This window comes from Novosphingobium sp. PY1 (genome assembly GCF_017312445.1).
Classification (GTDB): domain Bacteria; phylum Pseudomonadota; class Alphaproteobacteria; order Sphingomonadales; family Sphingomonadaceae; genus Novosphingobium.
In genome coordinates this window covers 865,153-886,483 of the sequence record NZ_BLTI01000008.1, presented here as the reverse complement: position 1 = coordinate 886,483, position 21,331 = coordinate 865,153, and the positions used below count along the sequence as shown (strand labels likewise).

Below are 21,331 nucleotides of genomic sequence, written 5' to 3'. Positions count from 1 at the left end.
ACTTTTGCTCCGCCGTTGACACGATCATGAGTACTTTTCGGCTCATGCAGTTCTCAAAAAGCTGCCTCTGGGCGTTAGGCAGAAGAGATCTTGCATGCGCGTGCGTTATTGCCAGGGCAATGTTGGAAAACAGTGCAGCCTTTGTCGATGCTGCTCGAACGGTACATGCCACAATTAGCAAGAGCACGCCGTTCCCAGACCTAAATTCAGATTTTGACAATACGTTCGTCACATCGACAGCACTGGAGGAATACTGCTTGAAGGTGGTTTTTGCATCGAGACTTCCAGAGTCTGACGACATCTATTCTTCAACCAACGTCCTGACCATCCTGAAACGGATTTCAAAGAACTCACAAGCGGACTTCCTTTATCGGACATACGAGCTTTTGTCAGAGGTTTCGCACCCAAATTGGGCAGCGCGGTCATTCCACATCTCAGACTCAAAGGCAGGAGATTGGAAGGGCAACGAACTGCGGACCATCACACACGCGGCTGATGCTGGATGGCCGGTTATACTCGAGCCTACAGTGGCGGCGCTGTCATGGTCCAGTGCAGCACAGATCTCCGCATTTCAGCTTATGTCTGAGGCAATTGCTCTTGTCTTGGCCAGATTCCCGGAAAGCAGATGACCGAGCGGGGAGAACTGATTTTATGTTAAGTGGGGTGAGGTGCCATCCACGCTCTGAGATAAGGTGAGGCCCCGAGGACAAGTCCTAAAGAGGCGCCCAGCCAAACTCCTTTTCGATTGCCGCCCGATATTCAGTAGCGATCTGAGCGGGAGCTCTTCGTATGTATTCTTCAGCACAGGCCCTCACTGCTGACGAGGTGCCATGCAAATAGCCCAAAGCATCGCTGAGGGAAGGTACCACTCCCCTGCTATCTTTATCGAGACCTGGCTTCAGAGCAGTCCAGATGACTGCCTCGATACCCCGTTGGGAAGCCCAATCGCCAACCTGGTTTGCTTCTTTGTGGCGAGAGCAACGCGAATTGCTCCACAGACCGATCGAGAACTTGAAGTTCCTATCCGAGATGCCTTCTCGCTCGGCCAACGCTTCCACCCCGCTATCGATGGACGAGACATTCAGCTCGGCCCAAAGAACGGTAAGAGGCTTCGCGCCCTCGGTTATTGCCAAAGTCAATCGGCCATCAGCGGAAACGCGCGAAAATTCAATTGGAAGCTCCGGCCCATCGCCAAGCCAGTTTCCTGCCAAAGGCAAAGTACGCGGACTCCAGATAAGCGAACCCCAGCCTAAGCAAGCAATCATAGAATTGTTCCCAATCAGTACTTTATCAAAATCAAATATTTCCGGTCATTTCATCAAACATTCCATCGAACCGATGCTTCCATGCTTCATGGGCTTGGACGCGCCCGAGGATCGCTTTCTTTTCGGAGGCGAAGAATAGTAATTCAACATTGTTGAATCCCTTGCGAACGAGCGTGCCGAGACACTCGACTAGCTGGCGATCAAGGGTTTCTTGTTGTTCGAAGGGATCGACGTCTTCGATCATGTGGCCAATCAGACCGATGGCAAAGGAAATGCCTCGCTGGACTATCGTGCCCGAAAGCTCCCGCGCCCGCGGACAAGTCTTTTTGGTGAAGGATTCGTCATCCGGTGCTCCACCGAGGATCAGCTCGATATCGCGCAGGGCCTTTCCATTTACCCAGGCGATCAAAGCTTCGAGAAGAAGGTCAAGATCATCGTTTGTAAGCTCGGCGGTCTTGTTCTTCCCGCAGGCAGTTAGGATGCTGCGCGTGATGTCGGCCAGAAGTGCGTCTCGGGCGTCCCGGTCTTGCTGAAACCACATTATCATCCACTTCAGCCAATCGATGACGGTGGTGGGCAGCGATCCGACTTCGGCAGTGATTCTTGCCTTAAGGTCGATTAGCAGTTTTGCGGACAAGCCGCTTTGCGATGAAAGTACCGCTATGCTTTGATCGACACCATCAATCTCTTCACTTGTGATAGCTTGCCTCAGAGCCTCGACCTTGGCGTCAAATTCTTGTGTTTCTGCCTTTTGCTTCGCTGCGAAGGCACCGAGCGACTTGCGCAAATCGAAGAGGTGCGCTGCTTCGCTCGCCTCATCCGCGCTGCGCAGGACGGCCATCCGATTGATCGTGTAATTGACATCGGGATCAGTCATCTGACCTTGCGTCACGCGATCGAGGACAATTTCGAGCGGATCGGAAACAGTCACACAATGATCGTCCTCGGGCAGAACGGCCTGAAGTTTCTCTACGACTTTCATGTCGAGCGGCTTATCTCCGACAAAAGAGATAATCGGCTCTGGAATGAGGAGTACCAAACCGTTAGCAAGATGACCTGCTCGCCCTGCCCGAGCGGCGGCGTTCAGAATCTCGTGTGCTTCGAGGCTTTCTCTACCGCCTTTGTCGGTGTCGGCACGCTTGTCTCCCGCCAGAATTGCAAGTTGCGCTGGCAAGTTAAGACCCTGAGCCAAGGTCGGAGTGGCAACGATAACCCGGGCACCGTTGTGCCGTTTGAACATGCGCTCGGCGATGTCTCGTTCAAGTCTTAGCATGGCCGAATTGTGAGGGACCGCTGAAGCTGGCCCCGAGAGCAAGGAATGACTCAGGTCGCCAAGTTCGGCCTTGAGGGCATCCCAACGTTCCTGCTCCACCGGACTGATATCGAGCTGAAGCGGCAAGATGCCTGAAATGTCATTCGCAACCGAAATGGCGTCGCGCTTTGTGTTGACGAACACGATTGTTTTGAGACCGCGCGCGGCGGCTGCGCCAGCTAACTCGACTGCAACCTGATTGGCATTCGGGGTGAGCTGAAGTGGCCCGTATTTCAAATGTCCGCCAAGCTTGACCTGACTTTCGAGAAGCTGGGTCGTGATACAGTGAACAGTCGATTCCTCTTCGGACAGCCAGTTATGCTGAAGCCCCCATATAGCGTAAGGAGTTGCGTTGAGCTCTCTTGCCGCAGGAGCCCGCAAGTCCTTAGCTTGCTTCTTCTTTTTTTTGTTCTCGGCCTCCTGAACCTTAAGCGCACGATCGCAGGCATCACCAAGCTCCTTGCCATCATAGATGATAACGCCTCTCGCCTGACGGCTTGGCTTCCAGAGCAAATCTACGGAGACTGCCTGCCTGCCAGTGAGCTCTTGAAGCCACAGCGCTAATTCGTCGCCGTTCTTGAGCATCGCGGACAGGAAGAGAAGATCGGCATCCGGCGCAACATGGCTAAAGCCAAGTACGCAAAGCATTGCATCGAGAGCGCGACGAATTTTTCCCGTCTCGGGGCTCAACAAATGGCACTCGTCAAAAACGAGTAATCCCACGTCCTTGAAGGCATCAGGAGCAAATGAAAGCATAGCCAGACACCGTTCGGGCGTCATGACTTCAATGTCCTGAAATACCGCGTCTTCCTGCATCAGCAGGTCAAAATCACTTGATACGACCGAGCCGAAGAGCTCGCTCGGAAACATCTCCTGTAGGTCCTCTGTCAACTGATCGACGAGGGCGTGCGTTGGCGCAAGAAAAGCGACCTTCTTGCCGCGTGCTAGCACGCCTGCAATCTTCAAAGACGAGACCGTCGTTTTGCCAGCGCCAGTCGGAAGGATAACGACCGAAGAGACACCTGTTTGGTGAAAGCCCCTCTCGATAGCTTCTCGGTGATTGGACCAAACATAGGGAAACTTTTCTGCACGGAACCTGAGCCATTGCTCCCAGACTTCAGCGTTCGCCCCAGACGGAGCCGAGACATTCAGCAGGCTTGCGTGGGCGATCGATCCTGCAACGGTGAGCAAGAGAGAAGCGAGATGGTACGGCCCAGGAAATGTAACGATCAGGCCTTCGACTGCACTTGCCGCTAGGCCATCATCAGACGATGCGAGAGTGAGGACGCGCTGGAATGCGTGGAGCGGCCCATCGAATCTCCCGCCTGTCTGCTCGGGAACGGGCACGCGAAGCATTTGCGCGGCGAGCATTTCAATACCAGTGGAAAGAGCTTCTAGCAAAGCGGCGAGCGCGCGGTCGTCCAAGTCGAAGTAGGCGATTGGCCGACGCCATCTCGTCGCCCGTTCCAGAATTTGAGTGAGCCGCCCCTTTGCAAGGTCTACGATGTGCTCTGAGAGGATCGTAGCCTCGTAGCTCTGTCCGGCCCGCCCCGTCTTGATATTGGCAGCGGCTTCATTGGCATCTGCGTATTGCTCGGAGGCTAAGAACAGGACTGCCGCTGCCAAAGTGGGGTCGAGACGATCACGATTGATGTTGGGCGGCAACTCTTCATCGGCGCTTGCAGCCACCTGCCTTCTGGCGAGGATTTGCTGCGCTGTTCCTGCAACGAAAGCCGCCGCTGCGCGGGACGGCCCTTCGCGTTGCAGCGAAACAACCAGCTCATAGGTGTCGGCAATCCGTTCGAGGCTCCATGCGCCTTCTTCTTGATCTTCCCCTGCTACAGCCCCCCTAAGGCGGATCGATGCCAGTTCCGCATAGTGCGTGGTCAGGATTGCAGGGAGCTCGTCAGGATCGAGACCTGGTAGCTCGGGTGCAGATCGCAGCAGACTGGCAGTAGCAGCATCAAACACCGGCCTCTCCTTCACCTTGAGTTTCGATATATGCGATTGCCAGCCCTGCAAGCTGGTCGAACCAATCCCGCAATTCTGGGGGAACGACTAAGCACGCACCGAGTCGCTGAGCTTGGTCGATATCGCCGATCTCATTGTAACCTGAGAAAATTTCCTTGCGGCCATTTTCGCTATCGAGTGCAGTCGTGATAGCGAAGGCAGCCCGATAACGCCGCTTCGTTCGATCAGTGACAGCCGCAGCAAGCTGGGCCGCTGCTCCGTCGTCAATGCCTGCTCTGCCGAGCAATGCAGTTGCGGCGGCGATGATCTCTGCGCTTCTCTTGTTATCGTGACGATCCCGAAAGGCTGGAATCACCTTGTATTTGAAGGTCGAAACGGGATCGTCAGTGCACTTGTCCTCAAAGACCGTGGTCCTGTCGATCTGCGACTTGTCGCCCGACAGTTCCAGCATCAATCCATCGAGCCCTTGTGAAGTGGCGCTCACATGAGGGTCTTTCATGTAGGCGGTTTTCCCATACACCTGACGCGCTGCAATCCACGAGATTGCCTCGAAGATGAAGCCGTCCCGCTGCCAACGCGGATAACCTATTCGCGGTGTTTGCTTCTCCTCTTGAACCGTCAGCTTGACCTTTGCCTCGGCCCTCAACTCGGGGATGGTGAAGGCTGGAATCGTGGGCAGAATCTGGGAGAGAATATGACTGGCCTGCGCAGCTTGCCCCATAGCGATAATCGCGATCAAACCTGCAAGCTGTTCGTCATCATCAACTTGCCAGCGTTCGCCCGAACAATAAGCGTCGATCTCACACTCGGCAGTATTTAAGGGAGGCATATTATTCCTCTTATCCCAATCTGGATTGGCCGAGCTGGTCGCCGAGATCTATCAAACTCATCGCACCACTAAGCTATTAAAACATATTTCAAAATATGACTTTTCGCTCGGGACTGACAACCCTCATGTGGGGTGGATCACGCGCAACCTAATCTTCCCTGCCTCGAAGAACCAAAAAATGCGCCACAAATTCATTCGACTTCCCGAGCAAAGCGAGCATTGGTGCTTGCACTGAACCACGGCTTTTGAACTTGGCCGCAGCCCCGACGTCCGATGCGTGACGGGGCCTTGGGTGGTGGGAGCGACAATCGGGTCGCTCTGAACCAGGAGAGCCACCCATGACCAAGACAGCGACAACGAGGAAGATGACTAAGACCGACAAGGTCGTGGCATTGCTGAAGCGCAAGCAGGGCGCATCGCTCGAGGAACTCACCAATGCGACCGGTTGGCTGCCGCACACCACGCGGGCAGCCATGGCCGGTCTCAGGAAGAAGGGGCACGCCATTGAGCGCACGAAAGTCGATGGCGTGAGCCGTTATGCGATCGCGACAGGCGCGTGATCGTGGCGAAGCTGAAAGATCAGCTGGCTGCCCTGACGGAGATGCAGCGGCAGGAACTGCAGTCGGAATGGGAGCGAGTCTACAAGCAGCCCGCTCCCACCCTGTCGGCTGACCTGATCCGTCTGGGGGTCGCCTATCGGTTGCAGGAGAAGGCTTGCGGCGGTCTCTCGCGTGCATCTCTCGCCGAGCTGAACGAGATCAGTGCGGGGCGCCCCACCATCAAGCCCGGCACCCGCCTTGTCCGTAGCTGGAATGGCAGGACCATCTCGGTCGAGGTCGGGGAAGACGGGTTCGTCTTCGAGGACCGCCTCTATCCGTCACTATCGGCCATTGCCCGCGAGGTGACCGGAGCACACTGGTCCGGCCCCCGCTTTTTCGGACTGCGCGGGCAGGCAGCCAATGGCTAGCCGGGACGCAGGCGGAAGCGGCGGTAAGGTGCGCTGTGCCATCTATACCCGCAAGTCGACCGAGGAAGGACTGGAACAGGAGTTCAACAGCCTCGATGCCCAGTACGAGGCCTGCGCGGCCTATGTCATGAGCCAGCGCCACGAGGGTTGGGAACTGGTCAAGGACCGTTACGATGATGGCGGCTTCTCGGGTGGGACGATGAAACGTCCCGGGCTCCAGCGATTGCTTGCCGATGTCGCCGCCGAGAAGGTCCAGGTCATCGTTCTCTACAAGATCGACCGGCTGACTCGCAGTCTGTCAGACTTCTCGCGCATCGTCGATGTGCTCGACAAGGCTGGGGCCAGCTTCGTCTCGGTAACCCAGTCGTTCAACACCACAACCAGCATGGGCCGGCTGATGCTCAACGTGCTGCTGTCCTTTGCTCAGTTCGAGCGCGAGGTCACCGGCGAGCGCATCCGCGACAAGATCGCGGCTTCGAAGAAGAAGGGCATGTGGATGGGCGGGCCCGTACCCCTTGGTTACGAGGTGCAGGACCGAAAGCTGGTCATCAACGCAGGGGAAGCTGCCAAGGTTCGCCATATCTTCGAGCGCTATGTCGAGATCGGCGCAGGCCAGCCGTTGCTCGACGAGCTTCGGGAGCAAGGCATCCGGACCAAGCGGAGGGTTTACAAGGACGGATCCGTCAGAGGCGATGCTCCTTTCACACGCGGTTCGCTTTTCCACCTGCTCAAGAACCGGATTTACCGCGGCGAGATGGTGCACAAGGGCAAGGCGAACCCGGGCGAACACGAGGCGATCATCGGCGGGGACCTTTGGGAGCGTACCCAGCTCCGTATCGCCGAGAACACGGTCGAGAGGAAGCTGCGCCGCAACGCGAAGGAGGCGAGCCTGCTTGCCGGAATGATAGTCGATGGCCTCGGGCGGAAGATGAGCCCGAGCCACACGGTCCGGAAGGCCAAGCGCTATCGCTACTATGTCACGCATGCCGCAGAGATCTTAAACGACAATCCTGCGTGGCGTTTGCCAGCGCACGACATCGAGAAGCGGGTGGTCGCCAAGCTGGCCGAGTTCCTTTCCGACCAGAAAGCCATCCGCAAGCTGGTCGGAACCAGTGAAGCTGGGCAGTTGTCGGCTGCCATGACGCGGTGTGGGCGCACGGCGGAGCAGTTGCAGAGCAGCACCTATCATCGCCGCACCAAAGTTCCCGCTCTCGTCGAGCGGGTCGACGTGACTGATGATGCGCTCAGGATCACGCTATCCTATCTTGGCTTTGCGGATTTGCTCGGGCTCCAGATCGACGCGCAGAGGTTGCCTCTAATCACCGCTCCAGCCTCCCGTGTTCGGAAGGGCAAGGAGATCAAGCTCGTCATCTCCGACGGTACCGGAGCAGAGCGCGACGAGACGCTGGTATCTCTACTGCGCGAGGCACTGGCGATCAGAGAAGAGGTTTTATCAGAACCTGAAATGACCATTGCCGAGATCGCGGCATCCAGCGGGCGTTGCCGAAAGCGGATGACGCGGTTGTTTCGCCTCTCATGGATCGCGCCCGAGATCGTCGATGCGATTCTGGCTGGGCAGCCGCCGCAGGCACTGACTACCAGGTCGCTGCTCACAGCCGATCTGCCCTTGGACTGGTCGGATCAGAAGGCCGCCTTGGGCTTCTAGCGCTCAAGGCAAGTGAGGTCTGGAAATCGGCCTCCTGAGACTGAGGCCGGAAATCCCGCAGGAACGACCCGATCCGCCAGTCTCACGACCTCATTTAGAATGCTGAGCCCACCAAAGCCCGCGGAAATGCGGGCTACAAAGGCCCCATCGCGCGAATGCCTTGGAAGTCTGGCGATTTTGGGAGTGGGTGGTGCCGCAGAAGGGACTCGAACCCCCGACCCCAACATTACGAATGTCGTGCTCTACCAGCTGAGCTACTGCGGCATGCCCGAGGGTTCGACATGGTTCGGACCCGGGACAGGGGGCGGCCTTTACCGGGGCGAATGGGTTCGTGCAAGAGGGTTTGCGATATCGTTTCGGGATAGCGCGTTTTGCGATGAAAGCCTCTGCGGGCCGGGCCAGCGGGGAGTGTGTCCAGGCAGCGACCGGTCGCTTGGCTGAAATGCGGAACGGGACCGGGAGAGAGGGACACTTCCCTCCCGTTCCCGTTCCGCGTTCCCGTTGCTGCTCCCGCCTTGCGGCAGGTTGGGCGACGGGAACGGTCACCTCGTGAATGACTGGTCTCGCGGGACATGTCCCGGAGGGCTCGGATTGGAACGAATCTATCCGGGCGCTGCTGACGCGCGTAATAGTATTACCGGGGCGGTAAGTACAACGGAAATATTGCGACCCCAAGACTGCTTCAAATCAGGGCAGGTGCGAATCGTCGACAAGGGCCAGCAGTGGCCCATAGCCATCCATCATTTGGGCAGTCGGGGGGGCTGGGGGGTGGTCGCGACTTTGTCAGCGGCGATGCAGCTCTCGCTTATGGGACTTGGGCGCGCGGCACGCTCGATTGTGTCTCGTCCAGACGCAGAACGCCGGCGTGCCTCAGTCGGCCGTGCTGGCCGAGGGTCCCGGTACGGGCTTTGCGAACATTCCGAGTATGCCGAGCCTGCAGCAGCGCGCGCCGGTCAGTGTCCCGGGGCGACGCGTGCATGCTATCATGAGCGGTTACTCGCTGCGGATCTCGGTCAGTCGGCGCTCCCATGCCAGGGCATGTTCGACGATCGTGGGCAGGTCGGCATAGCGGGGCTGCCAGGGCAGGGTGGCCTTGATCCGCCGGTTGTCCGAAATCAGCGAGTCCGGATCGCCTGCGCGGCGGCCTTCCATGCGCCTCTCGATAGTCCGGTTGGTCACGCGGTCGACGGCATCGAGCACGTCGAGCACGGAGAAGCCCTGACCGTAGCCGCAATTCATCGTCAGCGAGCGTTCGGGCTGCGCAATCAGCGCCTCGAGCGCAAGGACGTGGGCATTGGCAAGGTCCGATACGTGAATGTAGTCGCGCACGCCCGTGCCGTCCGGCGTGTCGAAGTCGGTTCCAAAGACCGCGACGTGGCTGCGCTTGCCGAGCGCGGCTTCGACGGCAACCTTGATGAGGTGCGTGGCCCCGGCGGTCGACTGGCCGGTACGCGCCTGCGGATCGGCGCCCGCCACGTTGAAGTAACGCAGCGCGCAGTAATTGAACGGATGCGCTTTGGCGACGTCGCCCAGCATGATCTCGGTCATCAGCTTGGACATGCCGTAGGGATTGATCGGCGTCTTGGGGCTGTCCTCTGTCACCGGCGAAACTTCGGGGATGCCATAGGTTGCGGCGGTCGAGCTGAAGATGAAATGCGGCACACCGGCCTTGACCGCCGCGTCCATCAGCGCGCGGCTCTTGGCCGTGTTGTTGTGATAGTACTTGAGCGGGTTCTCTACCGATTCCGGTACGATGACCGACCCGGCGAAATGCATGATCGCCTTGGTGCCCTGTTCGGCGAAGATCCGGGCAAGCAGTTCGCCGTCCTCGATATCCCCTTCGTATAAGGCCACGCCTTCGGGAATGGCGAAGCGGAAGCCCGTCGTCAGATTGTCGATCACGGCGACCGGCCAGCCGGCATCGACGAGGGCGAGCACGGCGTGGCTGCCGATATAGCCAGCGCCGCCGGTGACGAGGACGGGGAGTTTCTGGGTCATGTTCGGGCTGTCCGGAGATTGGTGTCGGTCGAGACGATCGAGATTGAACTTTATGGCTTGCGGGCCATGGCATATGGTCCATGTTGCAACGCGTCAAACGCCTAGTGGGAGATGCGTCCGCTACGGGGCATTCCGTCCCGGTCATTCACCCCGATCAGGTTCCGGCCCGGCGCGGCTGCGCATTTCAAGATGGGAGCATGCATGGTTTCGCAATACCCGACGGTCCTTGTCACCGGCGCGGCCGGCTTCATCGGTGCCGCGGTGGCAGAAGCATTGATGGCGCGCGGGCAGCCGGTGATCGGCATCGATTCGATGAACGACTACTATCAGGTCTCCCTGAAAGAGGCCCGCCGGGATCGTCTTGTCGCGCGGTTCGGCAATCACTTCACGTTCCACACTCTCGACTTTGCCGACATGGAGGCCACGCAGGCCGCGCTCGCGCCACATGATTTCGGCCTGATCGTGCATCTGGGCGCGCAGGCGGGCGTGCGTTACTCGCTGGAAAACCCGCAGGCTTATGTCGCCTCGAACCTGGCGGGCCACGTCAATATGCTTGAGATCGCCCGCGCCCGGCAGGTCGGGCACATGGTCTATGCCAGCTCCAGTTCGGTCTATGGCGGCAATGAAAAGCTGCCCTTCGCGGTGGAGGACCGCGCGGATCACCCGGTATCGCTCTACGCCGCGACCAAGAAGGCGGACGAACTGATGAGCGAGACTTACGCTCACCTGTTCCGCATTCCGTTGACCGGCCTGCGCTTCTTCACGGTCTATGGTCCCTGGGGGCGTCCCGACATGGCCATGTGGAAGTTCACCGAGCGCATGCTCTCCGGCCGCCCGATCGACGTCTACAACCACGGCGAGATGCAGCGCGACTTCACGTATATCGACGATATCGTCGGCGGCGTCCTGGCCTGCCTCGACCGTCCGCCAGTGGACGACGGCCGGGAAAAGGCTGGCGGCAGCGTCAAGCCGCACGCCCTCTACAACATCGGCAACAACCGCAGCGAACGCCTGATGCGTCTCATCGAAGTGCTGGAAGATGCCTGCGGCGTGAAGGCCGAACTCAACCTTCTGCCGATGCAGCCGGGTGACGTCCCGGCCACTTACGCCAACATCGACGCGCTGACCCGCGACACCGGGTACGCGCCGACAACGCCGATCGAGATCGGCGTGCCGCGCTTCGTGGAATGGTACCGGGGGTATCTGGACGTCTGACTGCAGATCGATGAAGCGAGGGCTGACGTCCCGGGCGGGTAGCCACCCGGGGCCGATCAGTCAGGCTATGGCGCAGTTGAAGTGCGCGACGATCTTGCGGTCCAGCGGCTCCTTGAACCGGAGGAGCAGCTGGCGGGCGGTCTTGCGGATGGCGGTGGCGGGGAAGGGGCCGATGGCGCCGATCCACAAGGTACACTCCCCGTCGTCAAGGGCCGCGGGAGCTTCGATTTCGAGGTCGCAGCCCGAATCGGCGAGGCTGGAGATCCGCACGCTTGCGCACGCGCCCGAGTGAACGCATTCGCCGTAAACAACCGTCTTCATTGCCTGCACTCTGCCCGCCTGCCGGGCCCTCTCGTTTCGTGGCGGTTTCGGGCCGGGCGCCAGGGCCTGCCCGATTCCCGTCATCCATGTTGCGAGAGGATAATCGCTCTTGAGGTCAATTCGGTTTCACTCGTGTGTCGAAATCGTGATGGGCAACGCGGTGCAAGCGGCAGGCTGAAGGCAGGGCCTGCCGCTGCACGGTGACTGGCGGTCAGGCGGCCTCGTCGATCTTGTCGCCGTTCGTGCCATTGCCGTCTGCCTGCCCGAACAGGGCGGCCACGAAGTCCTCGCGCCAGCGCAGGACGTCTTCGTCGCGAACCGAGGCGAGCAGCTTGGCATGGCGCTGCTTGCGTTCGCTCAGCGGCATGTCGAGCGCGCGCTTGATCGCCTCGCTGACGTGCTCGATCGAGTGCGGATTGACCAGCAGGGCCTCGGTCAGCTGCTGGGCGGCGCCGGCGAACTGCGAGAGGATCAGGACTCCGGGATCTTCCGGGTCCTGCGCGGCAACGTATTCCTTGGCGACCAGGTTCATGCCGTCGCGCAGGGGCGTGACGAGTCCGATGTCCGCGGCGCGGTAGAACCCGGCCAGGTGGCTGCGCGGATAGCCGCGGTTCACGTAGCGGATCGGTACAAAGGCGACATCGGCGTGGGCGCCGTTGATATGGCCGGTCTTGCGTTCCAGGTCCTCGCGGATCTGCTGGTAGCTGGCGACGTCTCCGCGCGAAGGCGGGGCGATCTGCAACAGCACGACATTGCCGGCCTGGTCCGGGTTGTCGGTCAGGAAGCGGCCGAAACTCTCGAATCTCTCGCCCAGCCCTTTCGAATAGTCGAGCCGGTCCACGCCGATCATCAGCTTGCGGCCGCGAATGCTGGCCTTGAGTCGCTCGTAGGCCTCCTGCGCTTCGGCGCTGCGGGCGCCTTCGACGAATTCGTCGTAGTCGACGCCGATCGGGAACGCCTTGGCCATGATCTTGCGGCCCTGATACTCGACCGTGCCATCGTCGGTGATCGGCAGGCCCATTTCCTTGCTGACGTAATGCATGAAGCTTTCCAGCCACTCCTGGGTCTGGAAGCCGATCACGTCGTATTCGAGCATCGAGGCGACCAGCCGCTCGTGGAAGGGCAGCGAAACCAGCAGGCGCGTGGGCGGCCAGGGCGTGTGCAGGAAAATGCCCATGCGGTTGTTGATGCCCTTGCGCCGCAGCATCGAACCGAGCGGGAGCAGGTGATAATCGTGTACCCACACGAGGTCGTCAGGTTCGATCAGGGGAATCACGCTGGTGGCGAAGCGGGCGTTGACGCGTTCGTAGCCCTCGCCGAAGCTGCGGTCATACTCGGTCAGGTCGATGCGGTAGTGGAACAGGGGCCAGAGCGTGCGATTGGCATAGCCGTTGTAGTATTCGTCGATGTCCTGCGGTTCCAGGTCGATGGTCGCGGTCGTGACATCGTTGATCCGCTGCATGTTGAGGTGACCGGTGAATTCCTCGGTTTCTTGCCCCGACCAGCCGAACCAGATGCCGCGATGTTCGCGCAGCGCCGAATTGAGCGCCACCGCCAGTCCGCCCTGCGCACCCGCAGCACCTGCCGCCTTGGGCACCGAAACCCGGTTCGATACGACAATCAGCCTGCTCATACTTCCGTCCCCTGTGACGCCCTCTGGCGCCGATCGGTCCCGGCGCGTCAGCGCCAGTCCCGCCAAGACCGCGACAGTTGCCCGGCGCAGTTTATGATACCGACAAGCGAATAGGTCTGGGGGAAGTTCCCCCACAGCTCGCTCGTCTCGAAATCCATGTCCTCCGAGAGAAGGCCCGACTTGGTGCGATGGCCGAGCATGGCCTCGAACAGACGCCGGGCTTCTTCGTCCTGGCCGCTGCGGTGCAGGGCCTCGATCAGCCAGAAGGTGCAGATGTTGAACGCCGTCTCGGGCAGGCCGAAATCGTCCTCGTTGGCATAGCGCAGCATGTGCTCGCCCCGGCGCAGGGACTTCTGGACCGCCTGCAGCGTCGACTGGAACCTGGGATCGGCTGCATGGACGAAACGCAGCTCGACCATTTGCAGCAGGCTGGCGTCAAGCTGGTCCCCGCCGAAACTGGCGACATAGTATCCGCCCGCGCCGCCATCGTCGAGGTCGGGGCCTTCCAGCCTGTACCAGGCGCCTTCGTCGATGTTCCTGCGGATCGTGTCGGCCCGTTCGCGCCAGAGCTTGTGGCGGTCTTCCAGGCCAAGATGCTGGGCGGCATTGGCAAGACGGTCGCAGGCGGCCCAGCTCATCACGCTCGAATAAGTATGGACCGCGGTGCGGGTGCGCAGCTCCCACAGGCCCGCGTCGGGCTGGTCGTGGGTCTTCCACGCCATCTCGCCCACTTCTTCCAGGCTTTCGAAATCGTCCATGTTCGCCATGCGCAGCAGCCGGCGGTCGGAGAAAGCCTGGATCGATGGCAGGACGATCTGGCCGTAGCAGTCGTTCTGGACCTGGTAATAGGCGGCATTGCCCACGCGCACCGGGCCCATGCCGCGATAGCCGCACAGGTCCTTGGCCTCCCACTCGATGATCTCCTTGGCGCCGCTGACCGCGTAGAGCGGCTGGATCGCGCCGCCCTCGGCATCGTCGACGATGTTGCGCAAGTAGGCGAGATACTTCTCCAGCACGTCGAGCGCGCCCAGGTGGTTGAGCGCCTGCACCGTGTAATAGGCGTCGCGGATCCAGCAGTAGCGGTAGTCCCAGTTGCGCTGGGTGTTCGGCGCTTCGGGAATCGACGTGGTGAGGGCGGCGACGATCGCGCCGGTTTCCTCGTGCTGGCACAGCTTGAGGGTGATCGCGGCGCGGATCACCGCATCCTGCCAGTCCATCGGGGTGGCAAGGCCGCGCACCCAGTTGGCCCAGTAGGCCTCGGTCAGCTGGCACATGGTTTCCAGCTCATGCTGGACATTTCCGGCAAAGGGTTCGTCCGGGCCGAGGAAGAAGTGCATCGGTCGCTCGAGGCGGAAGTAGCGCTCGTCGAGGACATAGCCGATGGGCGCATCCGTGGTCAGGCGCAGGGTGTTGCGTTCGACCAGGTAGCGGATGTGGTTGGAGCCATGGGTGATGTGGGCCAGCTGGGCGCCGTAGCCGCTCATCGGCGTGAGCACGACCTTGATGCGCGGCGAGCCGTGGACCGGGCGCACGATGCGGGCATAGGCCACCGGGCGGTAGGTGCGCCCAGAGCGCTGGAATCGCGGGCAGAAGTCGATCACTTCGACGACGCCGCCGTGAACGTCCTCCAGCCGCGTTACCAGGATCGGCGTATTGCGCATGTAGTGCTGGCTGATGGAGACCTGCTCCTCCAGCTCGAAGCGCCAGGTGCCCGCGTCCTGCCCATCGTCACCGCGCAGCAGCGCGCAGAAGGTCGGGTCGCCGTCGACGCGCGGGACGCAGCCCCAGACGATGGCGCCGGATTCGTCGATCAGACCGCTGACCTGGCAATTGCCGATCGGCCACAGTTCCAGCGAGCTCATTCGGGGCGTTCTCCTGCTTGGCCTGCATTTTCGGTATCGGGTGACTTTCCGGCTGCACCGGCCGGGATGTCGGCGTTGGCGTCGGCGATAGCGCGGGTGAGCCACGCGTGGACCTCCTCGACGCTTTCGAGCCGCCAACAGGCCGCCGTTTGACGCATCGGGCCGACCAGGATGCCTTCGCCGCCCATTGCGGTGACGGCCTTGAAGGCATCTTCGTCGGTCACGTCGTCGCCGATGAAATAGGGGGTCGAACCGGCAAAGCGCGGCATGTCCATGAAGCGCGCGACGGCGCTGCCCTTGTCCGATCCGGGCATGACCACTTCGACGACCATCTTGCCGTCCTTGACGCCGGCGCCATGGGCCTCTGCCAGATCGTGCGCCAGGGCAAGGAGCGGCGCGCGCATTTCCGGCTTCCCGCGATAGTGCACCGCCATCGAGAAAGGCTTGTGCTCGACCAGCAGTTCGCCGTTGTCCCGGGCGAAAGCGCCGAGCGGGCGGGCGATCGTTTCGGGCAGCGGATCGGCGAGCGGGTGGATTTCGGCATTGCGGCAAGGACGAAACTCGCCGCCGTGGGAGCCGGCCATCGCAACGTCGACCGGACCCAGCAGGCGGTCCAGCGCCTCGAGCGCTCGGCCGCTGACCAAGGCGAGGCGGCCTTCGAGTTGTTCGCCCAGCGTCTCGATCAGGGCGGGCAGGGCCCTGGCGACCTCGACATGGTCAGGATGGGCGGCGATATCGACGAGGGTTCCGTCGAAATCGAGGAAGAGGGCGGCCTTCGAGGAAAGGCGCAAGGGGGGCGGCTGGGACAGGTCGTCGGGAGACGATCCGCGCAGCGCCAGCTTCAGGCTGTCGCTTTCGTCTGTCATCGCAATGACCTTTGCATCATCTGGCACACAGGCCAACCCCCAGCTCCGCAAAAATGCCGCTTTGCAGCAACGATCGGGTGAAAGGCCGGTTCCCCGGTTGAAATGCCGGGTCGCGGTCGCCATTGTCCGCGCGCTGCGAACCGGGCGCTGCCGTTCCGGTTCTTCTATCACTCCATGCCAGAGGCACGCGGGGAGGCACCGATCCAGACGCTCGATTCCATCACTACGTTCTTTGCCGGTCAGCCGGCCGCCTATGCGCTTGTCTCGCTGGCCGGTATCCTGCTGGTCGCCTGGTTCGCCAACTGGCTGGCCAAGAAGCTGGTCGTGCGGCCGGTGACGATGATGATCGCGCGCACCCCGCTGCGCAACGAGGCGAACGACGTGCGCAAGCTCGTCACCCACCTCGCCAACGTGGTGCCGGCGGTCATCCTGCATCAGGGGATTGCCGTGATCGCGGGCCTGCCGCCGCAGGCCGTCGTGCTGGTGCAGGTCCTCTCGCAGGCCTTCATCATCTTTACCCTCGCGCGCGCGCTGTGCGATCTGCTCGAACTGGCCAACGATGCCTATGAACTGAAGCCCGAGGCGGCGAGCCGGCCGATCAAGGGCTATCTGCAGGTCGCGAAGATCCTGATCTATGCCGCCGCCGCGATCCTGATTGTCGCGGCGCTGATCGGCCAGTCGCCGCTACTCCTGCTGTCCGGTCTGGGCGCGCTTGCCGCGGTGATCATGTTGATTTTCCGCGACACGATCCTCTCGCTCGTGGCTTCGGTACAGCTGCGCTCCAACGACATGCTGCGCGTGGGCGACTGGATCGAGATGCCGCAGCTCAATGCCGACGGCGACGTGATCGATATCGCGCTGCACACCGTGAAAGTGCAGAACTTCGACAAGACCGTCACGACGATCCCGACGCACAAGCTGATCTCCGATTCCTACCGCAACTGGCGTTTCATGCGCGAATGGGGCGGCAGGCGCATCATGCGTTCGCTGCTGATCGACCAGACCACCATCGACTTCCTGAGCCGCGAGCAGTGGGAGGACTTGCGCTGTTTCATGCTGCTTGAGCCCTACATGGCCGCAAAGGACAAGGAGCTGGCCGAGTGGAACGCGCAGAATGCCGTGCGCGAGGGGGAGGACGACCGCCCGGTCAACCGCCGACGTCCGACCAATGTCGGCACCTTTCGCGCCTACATGCTTGCCTACCTCGAAGCGCACCCGCGCATCGCCCGTCGCGGCACGCTGATGGTTCGCCAGCTTGCGCCGACCGAAAAGGGCCTGCCGCTGGAGATCTACTGCTTCACCGATACCGTCGACTGGGGCGAATACGAGAGCATCCAGGGCGATATCTTCGACCATCTTCTTGCAATCCTGCCGCAATTCGGCCTGCGTCTGTTTCAGCATCCCAGCGGGCGCGACCTTGCGGGGTTGGGTGAGCCGTTGCGGGGACGGTTGGCTCCATTGTCGACTGATTAAATGACGCTTGAGTGTGCCGCTGAGTAGTTTACCGGATCTTTCCTTGCGCAAGGCGCAAGTGTAACTCCAATGAACCGGTTGCGCCTGACTGCGACCGGCAATACTCGCGACACACGCTTTTCCGTCATTTCAGAGGCCCATGCCTACAATCGTTCCAGTCATTTTGTGCGGAGGCAGCGGTACGAGGCTGTGGCCGCGCAGCCGTGCCGCCAAGCCCAAGCCGTTCCTGCCCCTGGTAGGCGAACAGACCCTGTTCGAAGCCACCCTCGCGCGATGTCCTGCTGTTGCGGGGTTTGCCGGGCCGATTGTCGTGACTGGAGCCAAACACCTCGATCATGTCGAGGCGCAGCTGGGCGGTCGCGCCGATGCCAAGGTCATCGTCGAGCCGGCGGCGCGTAATACGGCTGCCGCCATCGCGCTGGCCGCCAATCGGTTGCCGGAAGACGCGATCATGCTGGTGTGCCCCAGCGACCATCATATCGGCAGGCCGCAGGTCTTTGCCGAAGCAGCGCTCAAGGCCGCGGCGCTGGCGGAAGAGGGCTGGCTGGTCTCCTTCGGGATCGAGGCGACCGCGCCGGAAACCGGCTTCGGCTACCTGAAGCGCGGCGAACCGATCGACGAGAGGGGCTTCAGGACAGCGCAGTTCGTCGAAAAGCCGGATCTGGAAAGGGCCAAGGCCTTCCTGGCCGATGGTGGTTACGCCTGGAATGGAGGCATTTTTGCCTTCCGGGTGGGTGACTTCCTCGCCGAACTGGCGGCGCATCGGCCACAGATCGCACAGGCAGTGCGCGAATCTGTCGCCCAGGGCCGGGAAGAGGGGGCACGCTTTCATCCCGACGCCGAAACGTTCGCTGCGACGGAAAGCGATTCTGTCGACTATGCGGTGATGGAAAACACCGAGCGGGCGGCCATGGTCCCGGCCGACATGGAGTGGTCGGACATTGGCAACTGGCAGGCCTTGCACGATGCGTTGAACCGTGACGGCAACGGCAACACCGTGCGCGGCGCCGACGCCGAACTGGTCGATTGCCGCAATGTCCTGGTCGACAGCGATGGCCCACGAGTCTCGGTTATCGGGCTCGAGGACGTGATCGTCGTCGTCGATGGCGACGACATCGTGATCACGACGGCCGCAGGCGTGCAGAAAGTCGGCAAGCTTTCGGGCGCGGTCAACCAATAGTCGAGTACTCCCATGGTGCGCTTGCGGACGCGTTCGTGCTGCGCCATGCAGATGAAATCCTGATCCGGCATGGCGCTTGTTCCCGCCCGTGCGAAGGCCGGACCATGAAAGGTTGATAATGAAGCAAATCGTGGCATTCGATCTCGACGGGACTCTGGCTCTCAGCAAGCAGCCGCTTACCGACGAGATGGCGCAGGCCATGGCCGATCTTCTCGAAGTCGCTCAGGTTGCGGTGATTTCGGGCGGTGACTGGCCGCAGTTCGACAAGCAGGTGGCCAGCCGGCTGCCCGGTCATGCCGACCTCTCGCGCCTGTGGATGCTGCCGACGAGCGGTGCCAAGCTCTATGTCCATCGCGAAGGCGGCTGGAACGCCGTCTATGCCGAACTCTTCAGCGACGAGCAGAAGCAGGCCATTCTCGATGCCTTCGACGCCTCGCTCGAAGCGACCGGCTTCGTGCCCGAACAGACCTGGGGGGAGCGGATCGAGGATCGCGGAAGCCAGATCACCTTTTCCGCGCTTGGCCAGCAGGCGCCGCTTGAGGCCAAGGAAGTCTGGGATCCCGATTTCGCCAAGCGCAAGGTGATCCAGGCCGACCTGATCCAGCGCCTGCCCGGCGTTTCGATCAATCTCGGCGGGGCAACATCCGTTGACGTGACCCAGCCCGGTGTCGACAAGGCCTGGGGGCTGCGGCGCCTGTCAGAGCATAGCGGCGTCGAGGAGCGCGACATTCTCTTCATCGGCGATGCCATTTTCCCGGGCGGCAACGACTATCCCGCCAAGGCGATGGGGCTCGACACGATCTGCGTGCGCGATCCGGCCGATACCGCCAATGTCATTGCGGCCATCGTATCCTGCCAGAAGCTGGCCTGACTGCGCTGGAGGCAGTGACCGGTCGATGGCGGCTCCGGCCGTGAACGCGGGGCCCCGATGCCGGCTTTCTACCTGACATTCATCGGCGTACTTCTCGCGGGGTTCGGTGCGCGCGATCAGGTCACGATCGCCGGACTCACGGCGCGGCAGGGGCAGCGTCCGGGCGTGTTGCTGGTCGCTCTGGTTTGCACCGGCTTGACTTCGGCATTGGCGGCATGGGCAGCCCTGAAGATGCTTCCCGTCCTGCCGCCGCCGGCGCGTGCGATCTTTGCCGGGATCGCGATCGGTTGCGCGGGTCTGGAATCGATGATCCTGGCGCCGCGCCGCAAGCCGAAGGAGCCGACCAATTCGCTCGGTGCGCTCGGCCTCGTGCTGGCCGCTGCGCAAGTGACCGACGCGGTTCGGTTCCTGATATTCGGCCTCGCAGTAGGGTTGGGCGCCCCCTTGGCGGCAGGCTCCGGCGGCTTGCTTGGCGGCCTTGTCCTCTCCATCTTTGCATGGGCGGCACCCGGCGTTCTCGATCGACCACTGGCGAAGCGCGGGCGCCGTATCGTCGGTGCCGTTCTGGTGCTGGTCGCCCTGGTGATCTTCCTGAGGGAATTCGGGCTACTGTGATCGGAATATCCGATTGAACCAAGTCTTTTAATGCGCGTTTTGGATTATATATTCGGATCAACATTACAGCACGAGGGATAACCATGACTTCCAAGGACAACGTACAGGCCGCGCTTATCGACAGCCTCAACGGGCTTCTGGCAGACACTTTCGCGCTCTATGTGAAGACCAAGAACTTTCACTGGCATGTGAAGGGCCCTCAGTTTCGTGACCTGCATCTGCTGTTCGACGAACATGCGACGGAAATCTTCGCGCTGACCGACCTTGTGGCGGAGCGCGTGCGCAAGCAGGGCGGAAAGACCCTCACCAGTCCCGATGCGATCTCGGCCAAGACCCGCATCAAGCCTCAGGATTCGACCGACCTCGATGCGATGGCGATGGTCAGGGAACTGCGTGACGACAATCTCGCCTATGTCGAGCGTCTGCGCGAAGTGAAGGCCGCAGCCGGCGAAGCGGGCGACAATGCCACCGACGGCATCGTCGACGACTGGACCGATCAGGCCGAACAGCGCGCCTGGTTCCTGCGCGAAATTCTCGCCTGACGGAGAAATGGCGGGCGGCGATCCGGTTCGCCGCCCCCATCAAGTCCATTTCCGGGACGGGCAAAAGGCCCTTCAACCCCCACGACAAATTGATCGCGCGCTGCTAGAGCGCGTCGATGCCCAAGATCCAGATTATCGAGAACGCCGACGACAAGGCGATTGCCGAATGGTTCGCGCAGCGCCTGCGGGCGGCCCTGTCGCTCACATCCGACCAGATCGCCGTGACCGTGCCGGGCGGATCGACGCCGTTTCCGATCTTCGACCTGCTGGCGAAGATGAACCTGCCCTGGCACCGCATTGCCGTGTGGCCGGGTGACGACCGTATCGTCGAAGAGGAACATCCCGCCTCGAACGTCGGCAAGATCCGCTCCCGCCTCGAACCGGTCGGGGCGCAGATCGTGCCGTTGACGGAGGACGCACAGCCCCCGCATTTCGCCGTCGCGTGGTTGGGGATGGGCGGTGACGGGCACATTGCCTCGCTCTTTCCGAACACCGATCCGCAGGCCAACGATCGCCATGCGGTGCGGCGCCTGACGCCCGACCCGCTTCCGCCAGAAGCGCCGTTCGATCGCGTGAGCCTGACGATCCCCTCGCTGCTCGACAGCGACGAGATCATGTTCGTCATCCGCGGCGCCGACAAGCGCGCGGTCCTCGACGGCGCGATTCGGGGCGAGCACGATCTTCCGGTCGCCCGCCTGCTGGGCGCTGCCCGCCACAAGGTGACCTGCTTTTGCTGACGGGATTG

General features: G+C 61.5%; 19 protein-coding genes and 1 tRNA gene. 11 read left to right on the top strand and 9 right to left on the bottom strand.

Annotation, left to right across the window (positions count from 1 at the left end; all coding sequences use genetic code 11):
* Window positions 1–629: hypothetical protein (locus J3474_RS15715; RefSeq protein ID WP_207094764.1), on the top strand; the 629-nt coding region annotated here is incomplete at its 5' end.
* Window positions 630–713: 84 nt separating this feature from the next.
* On the opposite strand, the gene J3474_RS15710 is transcribed toward J3474_RS15715, so the two are convergent.
* From J3474_RS15710 to J3474_RS15700, 3 genes are read right to left on the bottom strand one after another with little or no spacing between them, the layout of a single operon-like run.
* Window positions 714–1,265: a hypothetical protein gene (locus J3474_RS15710; protein WP_207094763.1), complete on the bottom strand. Its 552-nt coding sequence runs from the start codon at window positions 1,263–1,265 to the stop codon at window positions 714–716.
* A 31-nt stretch (window positions 1,266–1,296) separates the two neighbouring features.
* Window positions 1,297–4,548, bottom strand: coding sequence for a DEAD/DEAH box helicase (locus J3474_RS15705; RefSeq protein ID WP_207094762.1), 3,252 nt, complete (start codon window positions 4,546–4,548; stop codon window positions 1,297–1,299).
* The gene (locus tag J3474_RS15700; protein ID WP_207094761.1) at window positions 4,541–5,377 is read right to left on the bottom strand and encodes a hypothetical protein; all 837 of its coding nucleotides are present in this window, start codon (window positions 5,375–5,377) and stop codon (window positions 4,541–4,543) included. Before J3474_RS15700 ends, J3474_RS15705 begins: the two co-directional genes overlap by 8 nt.
* A 338-nt stretch (window positions 5,378–5,715) precedes the next feature.
* Between J3474_RS15700 and J3474_RS15695 the strand changes: the two genes are divergently transcribed.
* Genes J3474_RS15695 through J3474_RS15685 form a run of 3 tightly spaced genes read left to right on the top strand, consistent with a single transcriptional unit; the run spans window position 5,716 to window position 8,010 of the window.
* Window positions 5,716–5,937, top strand: coding sequence for a DUF3489 domain-containing protein (locus tag J3474_RS15695; RefSeq protein WP_207094760.1), 222 nt, complete (start codon window positions 5,716–5,718; stop codon window positions 5,935–5,937).
* 2 nt (window positions 5,938–5,939) lie between these two features.
* The gene (locus J3474_RS15690; RefSeq protein ID WP_207094759.1) at window positions 5,940–6,344 is read left to right on the top strand and encodes a DUF2924 domain-containing protein; all 405 of its coding nucleotides are present in this window, start codon (window positions 5,940–5,942) and stop codon (window positions 6,342–6,344) included.
* On the top strand, window positions 6,337–8,010 hold the full coding sequence (locus J3474_RS15685) for a recombinase family protein (protein ID WP_207094758.1): 1,674 nt from the start codon (window positions 6,337–6,339) through the stop codon (window positions 8,008–8,010). The genes J3474_RS15690 and J3474_RS15685 overlap by 8 nt, the downstream gene beginning before the upstream one ends.
* Before the next feature lie 188 nt (window positions 8,011–8,198).
* Here the strand turns inward: J3474_RS15685 and J3474_RS15680 are convergent.
* Together J3474_RS15680 and galE are read right to left on the bottom strand one after the other, a co-directional pair.
* Window positions 8,199–8,274, bottom strand: a tRNA-Thr gene (locus tag J3474_RS15680).
* Between the two features lie 729 nt (window positions 8,275–9,003).
* Window positions 9,004–10,008, bottom strand: a complete 1,005-nt coding sequence (galE, locus tag J3474_RS15675) for a UDP-glucose 4-epimerase GalE (RefSeq protein ID WP_013832156.1) — start codon at window positions 10,006–10,008, stop codon at window positions 9,004–9,006.
* A gap of 201 nt (window positions 10,009–10,209) precedes the next feature.
* Between galE and J3474_RS15670 the strand changes: the two genes are divergently transcribed.
* On the top strand, window positions 10,210–11,223 hold the full coding sequence (locus J3474_RS15670) for an SDR family NAD(P)-dependent oxidoreductase (protein ID WP_207094757.1): 1,014 nt from the start codon (window positions 10,210–10,212) through the stop codon (window positions 11,221–11,223).
* 60 nt (window positions 11,224–11,283) lie between these two features.
* On the opposite strand, the gene J3474_RS15665 is transcribed toward J3474_RS15670, so the two are convergent.
* From J3474_RS15665 to otsB, 4 genes are all read right to left on the bottom strand, one after another.
* Window positions 11,284–11,544: a hypothetical protein gene (locus J3474_RS15665; RefSeq protein ID WP_207094756.1), complete on the bottom strand. Its 261-nt coding sequence runs from the start codon at window positions 11,542–11,544 to the stop codon at window positions 11,284–11,286.
* A gap of 211 nt (window positions 11,545–11,755) precedes the next feature.
* On the bottom strand, window positions 11,756–13,177 hold the full coding sequence (gene otsA / locus J3474_RS15660) for an alpha,alpha-trehalose-phosphate synthase (UDP-forming) (protein ID WP_207094755.1): 1,422 nt from the start codon (window positions 13,175–13,177) through the stop codon (window positions 11,756–11,758).
* 47 nt (window positions 13,178–13,224) lie between these two features.
* Window positions 13,225–15,039, bottom strand: coding sequence for a glycoside hydrolase family 15 protein (locus J3474_RS15655; RefSeq protein WP_207094754.1), 1,815 nt, complete (start codon window positions 15,037–15,039; stop codon window positions 13,225–13,227).
* Complete coding sequence (otsB, locus tag J3474_RS15650; protein WP_207094753.1) at window positions 15,036–15,905, bottom strand: trehalose-phosphatase; 870 nt, start codon at window positions 15,903–15,905, stop codon at window positions 15,036–15,038. Before otsB ends, J3474_RS15655 begins: the two co-directional genes overlap by 4 nt.
* 174 nt (window positions 15,906–16,079) lie before the next feature.
* Between otsB and J3474_RS15645 the strand changes: the two genes are divergently transcribed.
* From J3474_RS15645 to J3474_RS15620, 6 genes are all read left to right on the top strand, one after another.
* On the top strand, window positions 16,080–17,378 hold the full coding sequence (locus tag J3474_RS15645) for a mechanosensitive ion channel family protein (RefSeq protein ID WP_013832161.1): 1,299 nt from the start codon (window positions 16,080–16,082) through the stop codon (window positions 17,376–17,378).
* Window positions 17,379–17,517: 139 nt separating this feature from the next.
* Window positions 17,518–18,558 (top strand): mannose-1-phosphate guanylyltransferase, encoded by a 1,041-nt coding sequence (locus J3474_RS15640; RefSeq protein ID WP_207094752.1) that lies wholly within the window; start codon window positions 17,518–17,520, stop codon window positions 18,556–18,558.
* 118 nt (window positions 18,559–18,676) lie between these two features.
* Window positions 18,677–19,429 (top strand): HAD-IIB family hydrolase, encoded by a 753-nt coding sequence (locus tag J3474_RS15635; protein WP_013832163.1) that lies wholly within the window; start codon window positions 18,677–18,679, stop codon window positions 19,427–19,429.
* Between the two features lie 57 nt (window positions 19,430–19,486).
* Window positions 19,487–20,044, top strand: a complete 558-nt coding sequence (locus J3474_RS15630) for a hypothetical protein (protein ID WP_207094751.1) — start codon at window positions 19,487–19,489, stop codon at window positions 20,042–20,044.
* An 83-nt stretch (window positions 20,045–20,127) separates the two neighbouring features.
* The gene (locus J3474_RS15625; protein ID WP_007011987.1) at window positions 20,128–20,586 is read left to right on the top strand and encodes a Dps family protein; all 459 of its coding nucleotides are present in this window, start codon (window positions 20,128–20,130) and stop codon (window positions 20,584–20,586) included.
* A 116-nt stretch (window positions 20,587–20,702) separates the two neighbouring features.
* Complete coding sequence (locus tag J3474_RS15620) at window positions 20,703–21,323, top strand: 6-phosphogluconolactonase (protein ID WP_207094750.1); 621 nt, start codon at window positions 20,703–20,705, stop codon at window positions 21,321–21,323.
* Window positions 21,324–21,331 lie beyond the last annotated feature (8 nt).

Coding starts and splice junctions, on each gene's coding strand:
- J3474_RS15640 (WP_207094752.1), top strand. CDS start 17,518: ATGCCTACAATCGTTCCAGTCATTTTGTGCGGAGGCAGCGGTACGAGG.
- galE (WP_013832156.1), bottom strand. CDS start 10,008: ATGACCCAGAAACTCCCCGTCCTCGTCACCGGCGGCGCTGGCTATATC.
- J3474_RS15695 (WP_207094760.1), top strand. CDS start 5,716: ATGACCAAGACAGCGACAACGAGGAAGATGACTAAGACCGACAAGGTC.
- J3474_RS15670 (WP_207094757.1), top strand. CDS start 10,210: ATGGTTTCGCAATACCCGACGGTCCTTGTCACCGGCGCGGCCGGCTTC.
- otsA (WP_207094755.1), bottom strand. CDS start 13,177: ATGAGCAGGCTGATTGTCGTATCGAACCGGGTTTCGGTGCCCAAGGCG.
- J3474_RS15700 (WP_207094761.1), bottom strand. CDS start 5,377: ATGCCTCCCTTAAATACTGCCGAGTGTGAGATCGACGCTTATTGTTCG.
- otsB (WP_207094753.1), bottom strand. CDS start 15,905: ATGACAGACGAAAGCGACAGCCTGAAGCTGGCGCTGCGCGGATCGTCT.
- J3474_RS15655 (WP_207094754.1), bottom strand. CDS start 15,039: ATGAGCTCGCTGGAACTGTGGCCGATCGGCAATTGCCAGGTCAGCGGT.
- J3474_RS15620 (WP_207094750.1), top strand. CDS start 20,703: ATGCCCAAGATCCAGATTATCGAGAACGCCGACGACAAGGCGATTGCC.
- J3474_RS15645 (WP_013832161.1), top strand. CDS start 16,080: ATGCCAGAGGCACGCGGGGAGGCACCGATCCAGACGCTCGATTCCATC.
- J3474_RS15685 (WP_207094758.1), top strand. CDS start 6,337: ATGGCTAGCCGGGACGCAGGCGGAAGCGGCGGTAAGGTGCGCTGTGCC.
- J3474_RS15665 (WP_207094756.1), bottom strand. CDS start 11,544: ATGAAGACGGTTGTTTACGGCGAATGCGTTCACTCGGGCGCGTGCGCA.
- J3474_RS15625 (WP_007011987.1), top strand. CDS start 20,128: ATGACTTCCAAGGACAACGTACAGGCCGCGCTTATCGACAGCCTCAAC.
- J3474_RS15630 (WP_207094751.1), top strand. CDS start 19,487: ATGCCGGCTTTCTACCTGACATTCATCGGCGTACTTCTCGCGGGGTTC.
- J3474_RS15710 (WP_207094763.1), bottom strand. CDS start 1,265: ATGATTGCTTGCTTAGGCTGGGGTTCGCTTATCTGGAGTCCGCGTACT.
- J3474_RS15635 (WP_013832163.1), top strand. CDS start 18,677: ATGAAGCAAATCGTGGCATTCGATCTCGACGGGACTCTGGCTCTCAGC.